6 protein-coding genes and 1 pseudogene are annotated in these 6,566 nt (G+C 44.2%); 1 reads left to right on the top strand and 6 read right to left on the bottom strand.

The window, feature by feature from the left end:
* From AB4323_RS23380 to AB4323_RS23360, 5 genes are all read right to left on the bottom strand, one after another.
* Positions 1 to 256: lytic transglycosylase domain-containing protein (locus AB4323_RS23380; RefSeq protein WP_372153463.1), on the bottom strand; the 256-nt coding region annotated here is incomplete at its 3' end.
* A gap of 52 nt (positions 257 to 308) precedes the next feature.
* Positions 309 to 644, bottom strand: a complete 336-nt coding sequence (locus tag AB4323_RS23375) for a type I restriction endonuclease subunit M (RefSeq protein ID WP_372107105.1) — start codon at positions 642 to 644, stop codon at positions 309 to 311.
* A gap of 76 nt (positions 645 to 720) precedes the next feature.
* The gene (locus AB4323_RS23370) at positions 721 to 1,107 is read right to left on the bottom strand and encodes a hypothetical protein (RefSeq protein WP_371997830.1); all 387 of its coding nucleotides are present in this window, start codon (positions 1,105 to 1,107) and stop codon (positions 721 to 723) included.
* A 40-nt stretch (positions 1,108 to 1,147) separates the two neighbouring features.
* Positions 1,148 to 1,531 (bottom strand): hypothetical protein, encoded by a 384-nt coding sequence (locus tag AB4323_RS23365; protein WP_076678492.1) that lies wholly within the window; start codon positions 1,529 to 1,531, stop codon positions 1,148 to 1,150.
* A gap of 699 nt (positions 1,532 to 2,230) precedes the next feature.
* Positions 2,231 to 3,928 carry a DUF3560 domain-containing protein gene (locus AB4323_RS23360; protein WP_372107106.1) on the bottom strand — a complete coding sequence of 566 codons (1,698 nt, stop codon included), beginning with the start codon at positions 3,926 to 3,928 and terminating at the stop codon, positions 2,231 to 2,233.
* A 447-nt stretch (positions 3,929 to 4,375) separates the two neighbouring features.
* On the opposite strand from AB4323_RS23360, the pseudogene AB4323_RS23355 reads away from it, so the two are divergent.
* Positions 4,376 to 4,543: pseudogene (locus tag AB4323_RS23355) on the top strand (transposase); the annotation flags it as partial.
* Positions 4,544 to 4,711: 168 nt separating this feature from the next.
* Here AB4323_RS23355 and AB4323_RS23350 read toward each other — a convergent pair.
* Positions 4,712 to 5,665: a DNA-binding protein gene (locus tag AB4323_RS23350; RefSeq protein WP_076678494.1), complete on the bottom strand. Its 954-nt coding sequence runs from the start codon at positions 5,663 to 5,665 to the stop codon at positions 4,712 to 4,714.
* Positions 5,666 to 6,566: the final 901 nt, after the last annotated feature.

Raw genomic sequence — 6,566 nt, 5'->3', positions numbered from 1 at the left:
TTTCATTCACATTAAATTCGGATAGTCGATCAAACCAATGGGAATTAATTTGCATCAATCCAAAGTCACGACTAACCACCTCACCGACTCTATTTTTATTTTCATTGTACGCGTTCGGTTTTAAGCTGCTCTCTACCGTTGCAATGGATTTTAAAAGCTGTGGATCGACATTATAAAATCGCCCTGCCTCATCAAAGCAAAAAGCCCAACTGAAACACGGAGATAACAACGAAAGATAAAGTAATGGTTTCATCATAAAAAAGAGCCCTAATAATAGGACTCTCATTTTATGCCATCCCATTAAGATATCAATATTCACAAGGTAATAAAATTGTGGTCACGCTGCGGTCACGTTCAGTTATTATCCAAACCGATTGATCACAAATCGTATAATTCGATATCACTCTCTCGCCTGTTTTGGTTGCTTCGTCATTGGTGATTTTATCTTCAATGCAAGTCTCTCCCCAATCTCCACTTTGGTGACGCTGCAAATAAATCGACAAGTTAGCACCGACATGACTATCTAATAACTGCTCAATACCTTGCGTATAGACCACTTTACCCAACGAAAACGGCACGGCCGTACAAAAGTAATATTTTGCTTTCGTTTCTTCTCTATCTTGTGTAGCATTCAGAATGTTCATTAAATCTAACTCCGATGTAATTGAACATGCCTTGATATTTGAGACAGCAAATATCAAGGCGCTTTAATTTTCACGCTTAATAAACGTCTTCCGTTTTACGAATATGATTAAACACTTCATGAATTTCATCGTAAGTGATGCCATACCCTTCGAGCTTTTCCACACAATCACAAATATCATTGGTGTAGAAACACTCATGATTAAATAACTCACGACGAATGATCGCCTTTTTCCCGTTCTCTTTGATATCTTCGGCGATCCCTTCTTGAGCGATAGAATCCAAACGGATCATTAATTGCTTCGCGTTATCGGTGGGGCAAATTAACCCCATACCTAGCGACGCGTATTTCACGCCCTCTTTTTTTTCCTCATCGAACTGTTGATTAGAAAAAGCAAAGAACGCCCCTGCCTCATTAAAAGCCTGAGTTTGTTTGTCTTGAATATAGTGTGAGAGATATTTCATTATTTAAGTCTCCATTTTATAACTAAGGGGTATCAAGTCTTTATACTTCGATATATTGATGGCTATCTGTCACCCACCCCATGACGACAGCACGACTATTCAGCCCTACTTTATTCGTCTCAGTAATCACATGACCTCTCGCAATGCCTTGCCCCCAGTACGGCTTATTGAGTTCTGTTTCTGGGAATAAAACCGTCAGTTCTAGCCAAACACTGGAATGCCTGGCTCTTGCTTTTACATGAGCGGCAATCACGATAATATTTTCCACAGAGGTTGTTCCTGATAGGACAACATCACGACTTAGCCCTACTGGGTGCACGCGCTTAGAGATATCATTTTTTGGTGAGCTTTCGTGCTCCAGCGGCGAAACGCTGGTCACTGAATTTGAATTAGAGAGAGTTAGGTTTGAATTTTGTTGCGCCATGAGGATTTTCCTTTTGTTTGAGTATCACTTTTCGGAGCCGCTTGGCTGTCCGCTCTCTCACCATCGTTCTGCTTTGCAAGGGCGCGCAGCGTTCATTTACCCTTGCAAATCAGGTTGTGGGGAGAGACGGTTAACAGCCTGCGAGCCCGTAAATGATGCGAGTGAAAGGAAATCGGCGCATAAGAAAACAAGCCTTACTCGAACTTATTCAAAGGTAGGGAAAGCAACGAGGAGGTACGACGAGGCGTAGCGAACGCAGTGAGAGGAGTGCGTTCAGGATTGCAGCGATATCCTTTTAGATAGGGGCTGTAGAGAGGCACATCCTGGGGCGGCACGCAGTGACTCACCAGGGTGATGTCACTCTTAGGCCATAGATAAAAGATACAAGCGAAAAGCCTTGCCCGAAGGGTAACGCCCAAGTTAAGCCCTTATCACGACGCTGTGCTTCAAATCCGCTTTAAACTATCATCATAAAAAACTCGTCAATTAAGCCCTATCAGCCACGCAACCACAAATTGACATCAATACACTGCAATACAATCAAGCATCGAGTCAATGGGCCTACAGTCCTCCTGAGAGCCAGCTAGACGACCGCTTGCGGTCGAGCCTTTGGCTCAACTTCTTTTAGCGCGACCACAGCGTTCAAGGAAATCACCAAGGAAACTAAGGCCTCCAGGCTAAGAGGCATCTCATTCGGTTTTAATCGAATAAAGTAATGAGTCTTTTTGTCACAAAGACCGCGTTGGGCGTCAGTTTACGCACCCACGCTTTAGAGTATCGTGACCATTTAAAACCGTTACTTTTTAATTTTTTGCGCACCTCTTCGGCTGGAATACCGTCAAATGAAAACTTAATGCGGCCCTCTTCTTCGTACAGCTCCCAAGCCGTCCCCATTGCCTCGCCGTTACCCTGTAATGGCGCTTCGTTGTGCAACGCTTCCAAGTGCTCTAAACGCTTTCTAGTTGTTCGGATATTGGCATTACTATTCTGTAGTGCGTATGCATCAAAGCCAAACTTTCCAAAAAACTCACACGGGCGTAATAATTTTTTTGCTCTTTCTTCTGTCTGTCCGTGTGTATTAACCAAATATTCGATCTTGTCTTCCTCGGTCATATGACTAGAGCGAACGATCTTATTAACGGCTTTCATGAGTTCATGACTTTTAATCAAACCCTCGAGCTTTTTCTTCAATTTTTCAACCGCTTCTGGGTCGTCTGACGCGATACCGGCAGAGCCTACACTATCAGCGCGACGGCTCAGATATTCCGCTTTATCCTGAGCCTCTACGCTTTTACGCATGTTGGTATTGATGCTCTCCGCGTGTTTACGGTGCTTCGCTTCTGAATGGTGACCAACCAGGATTGGCTGACCGAACGGTAACATTTTCCCTAATGTACTCGCGGTATTAAATCGCTCATTAGAGACCGCTTCAGCTTTAGCGGCACGCTCTTCTAATCTATCGCGCTTCGCTTCTTGTCGCTCTTGATAGTCTCCCAGCGCTACCACTTTTCGGGTGTTATCTTGTGGTGGCGGTGTTGGCTTTTTCTCATCACTGTTAAGCGGGGAAAGATAACCGTCAATCAATGCCTTTGTCACTTGCTCAAACGTAAAGCGCACTTTAGACAAGCCCATCAATTTTGTCTCAGTCACAGCAGCGTAATAGTGGTTCAGCGTTGGGTGATCCGCATCAATATCATGTCTAAATCGCTCCAAGTCACCATTATCAAACTCGATATACATCATCGTCTTGGTGTAACCGTTATTGCGGCCCACTTCCATAGCTTCTTGACTTGCTTTTTTGTTGTAATCATCAAGGGTGTACGCATTGCCATCAGATAATAAATTGGATTCACTCCAATCAATAATCACTTGCTTCACAACGGCGGTCTTTTCCAGGTGTACGTATTGGTCGAACGGGGCAAGCTGCACCGGCTCTTTCACTTCTTCGGTGCCCTCCACTTCTGAGCATTCCCCCTCAATAATCGTGCTTTGCGGTTCCTCTCCATCCAAAGAGAATGTCATCACCACATCATTAGAAAAATGATAGATACAATCACAGACCTGCACTTTCACTAGAGCGCCTTCACGGATGGTTAATAAAATAACCATGTCGCTGTAGTTCTTTTCGTACCAATCCCAAAATTCGGATTTATCCATCGTGACAAGCTCATTACTTCTAAAGCAATCATCCATCCCCATTGACTGAGTTTTTAAGATCAACGTGTCAGCATATTCCAACAGCTTCGTAATTTTAGCCTTCGCATTTTTACGCAACTTATGACCAGAGAAGCGCTTCAAAAATTCATTCTTGGATGAGCCTGACGGCTCAAACGGGGATACGTTTGTCGCGGATTGAACGTTAGAAGCTGTTGATGGATTAAGGATTGAGTCTGTCATAAGTTTTTCCTTTGATTAATTTTCATTCCCGTTGTCGCCTGACTGCTCGACCCAAAATCACGGTTCATCAAAACAAGGGCGCGAAGCGTTCATATACCCTTGTTTTGGGGGTTCTGATTTGGGACGTTAAGCAGGAAGACCGCGACACGGTAATGAGAAATCAAAGGAAAAAGGACAGGCGAAAAACAAAATCCATCTTACAGATTCTTTCGTTCAGTCAGTGAAAGGAGTGAGGAGGCACGACGAGCGGCAACGAGGAAGAATGACGAGGCGCAGGCGTTCAGGATTGCAGCGATATCCTTTTAGATAGGGGCTGTAGAGAGGCACATCCTGGGGCGGCACGCAGTGACTCACCAAGGTGATGCCACTCTTAGGCCATAGATAAAAGATACAAGCGGAGAGCCTTTCCCGAAGGGTAACGCCCAACTCAAGCCCATATCACAACGCAACCTTAAATCTATTTCATCAAGAATGTTGAGGCTGAAAAATACGCACCTTACAAGGCAAAGTAAAAGCGCGGCCTTATGGTCTCGTTCTTACTTTGCTTGTACGGCTGGCGGTGCGACAATTGAAACGTTAAAGGCTTATGTAGAAAGTCCGGCGATATCAAGTTAAAGCTCTTCGAGCTTTACGCCTTATACCCCCGCCCGATCGGCAAGGGTTTACGGCAAAATGGCTAAATGCCATTAAGCTCTTTAGATTGAGAGGCTTCTGCAGCACTAGAATCCTCCCCCTTCTTTGCGTTGTTAAAGGATAAATTCAATCTTGGTCATTTTTTCGCTCTTACTTACTTCTAAGAGCGACGGATAGAGATTCACGCTCTCTTTCTGATAGAGACAAATCACTTTGTAATTGGGAGATCTGTCTTTGCAACTCAACCAACTGCCCTTGCGCGGAAGCTAATTGTTTACTGTCAGATTTAATCTCGTTCAACTCGCCAGTTAAGCGCTCTATTTCTGATTGACGGTTTTCTTCTTGAGTGCGTAACTGAACGACCGTTGTTCGCTCATTAGCCAGTTGGTTTAGCGTTTCAGTATGCTGCTCTTGTGTTTTTTCATGTTGAGCTTGCTCTATTTCTCTTTTCGCTTGATCGACAGTGAGTAGCTTAACCTGCTCTCGCAAACTTGCGCTTTCTTGCTCCGCTTTATCCGCTCGACGGTTAGCCGCGCCCACAAGACTCTCAGCTTCACTTTTTGCGTTAGTCACTAAAAGATCACATTTCTGCTCATTATCAGACATTGATTTGTCGGCTTCTTTCTTTACTTCTTCGCTCAATGCTATAGCTTCAGTTGCTTTTTGTTCGGCACTGTCCACACGCTCTAATGCTTTAGCCGCTTTATCATTGGCTTCATTAATGAGTTGAGCGGCTCTGGCCTCTGCCATTTCAATACGGTGCTGACTGTCTTTTTCTTTTTCTTCTAGTAGCTCTATAGCTTCATCTAACTGGGCTTTTTGGTCGGAAATCATTTGCTGAAGGCTCGCGGTTTTTCGCTCGACAACGCTTTGCATTTCATCCGCGAGCAATTCAGCGATCTTACTGCTGCCTAGCTCATCAGCCATTTTAATGACTTCTGCATTACGCTTGTCGTGAAAGTCACGTAGAAGCTTAGAGACGGTTTCTGTTTTACCACCGGTTACCTGCATAACATTACGAACTGAGGGTTTAGTACCTTGAGTTAGCATTGCTGTAGCAGCTTTTGATACTTGTTCAAAGGTCACGCCAGATTGTTCCGCCATTGTTCAACACTCCAAATAAACTTAACTGTACAAATTATAGCCCAACAGGAAACGGGTAACAACCGTTTCCATAAAATAACGTTTCCCATTTATACCTAAACAAATAACCAACTAGGCGTTTAATTCAGAATCACTTTTCCCTCTTACCTTAACGAGTTGATACTCTCTCACTAAAGCTATCATTCATTCCCATCGACTGAGTTTTTAAGATCAATGTGCCGGCATACTCCAACAACTTCGAGATTTGAGCCTTCGTTTTTTACGCAGTTGATAACCAGAGAAGCCTTTCAAATATTCATTTCGTTCAGTCAGTGAAAGGAGTGAGAAGGCACGACGAGCGGCAACGAGGAAGAATGACGAGGCGCAGGCGTTCAGGATTGCAGCGATATCCTTTTAGATAGGGGCTGTAGAGAGGCACATTTTGGGGCGGCACGCAGTGACTCACCAGGGTGATGCCACTCTTAGGCCATAGATGAAAGATACAAGCGGAGAGCCCAGCCCGAAAGGTAACGCCCAACTCAGGCCCCTATCACAACGCAGCACTTAAAATCAGCTTTAAACCGTCATAATAAAAAAACCGCCTATCAAACCCTATAAGGAAAAAATCCACAAAATGACACCATGACAAAGCATTAGAATCAAACACAGAGCAAATGGGCGTACTGTGGTACTAAGAGCCGGTTTGACGACCGCTTGCGGTCGAGCCTTTGGCTCAACCTCTTTTAGCGCAGAAACCCAAGCGCACACAGCAATCACGAGGTAAAAAAAATGCCTCTAGGATAAGAGGCATTTCAGAAAACATATTTGAACATTAAACGTTGATATGACTACCAACCCAAAACGCCGCACCGGCTACAGTCGCAATCATAGCGAAGGCAGTAACAATAATGAGGTTTTTAAG

The sequence above is a fragment of the Vibrio sp. 10N.261.52.C11 genome (assembly GCF_041471405.1).
Classification (GTDB): Bacteria; Pseudomonadota; Gammaproteobacteria; order Enterobacterales; family Vibrionaceae; genus Vibrio; species Vibrio crassostreae_C.
This window is presented reverse-complemented; position numbering and strand designations above follow the sequence as displayed.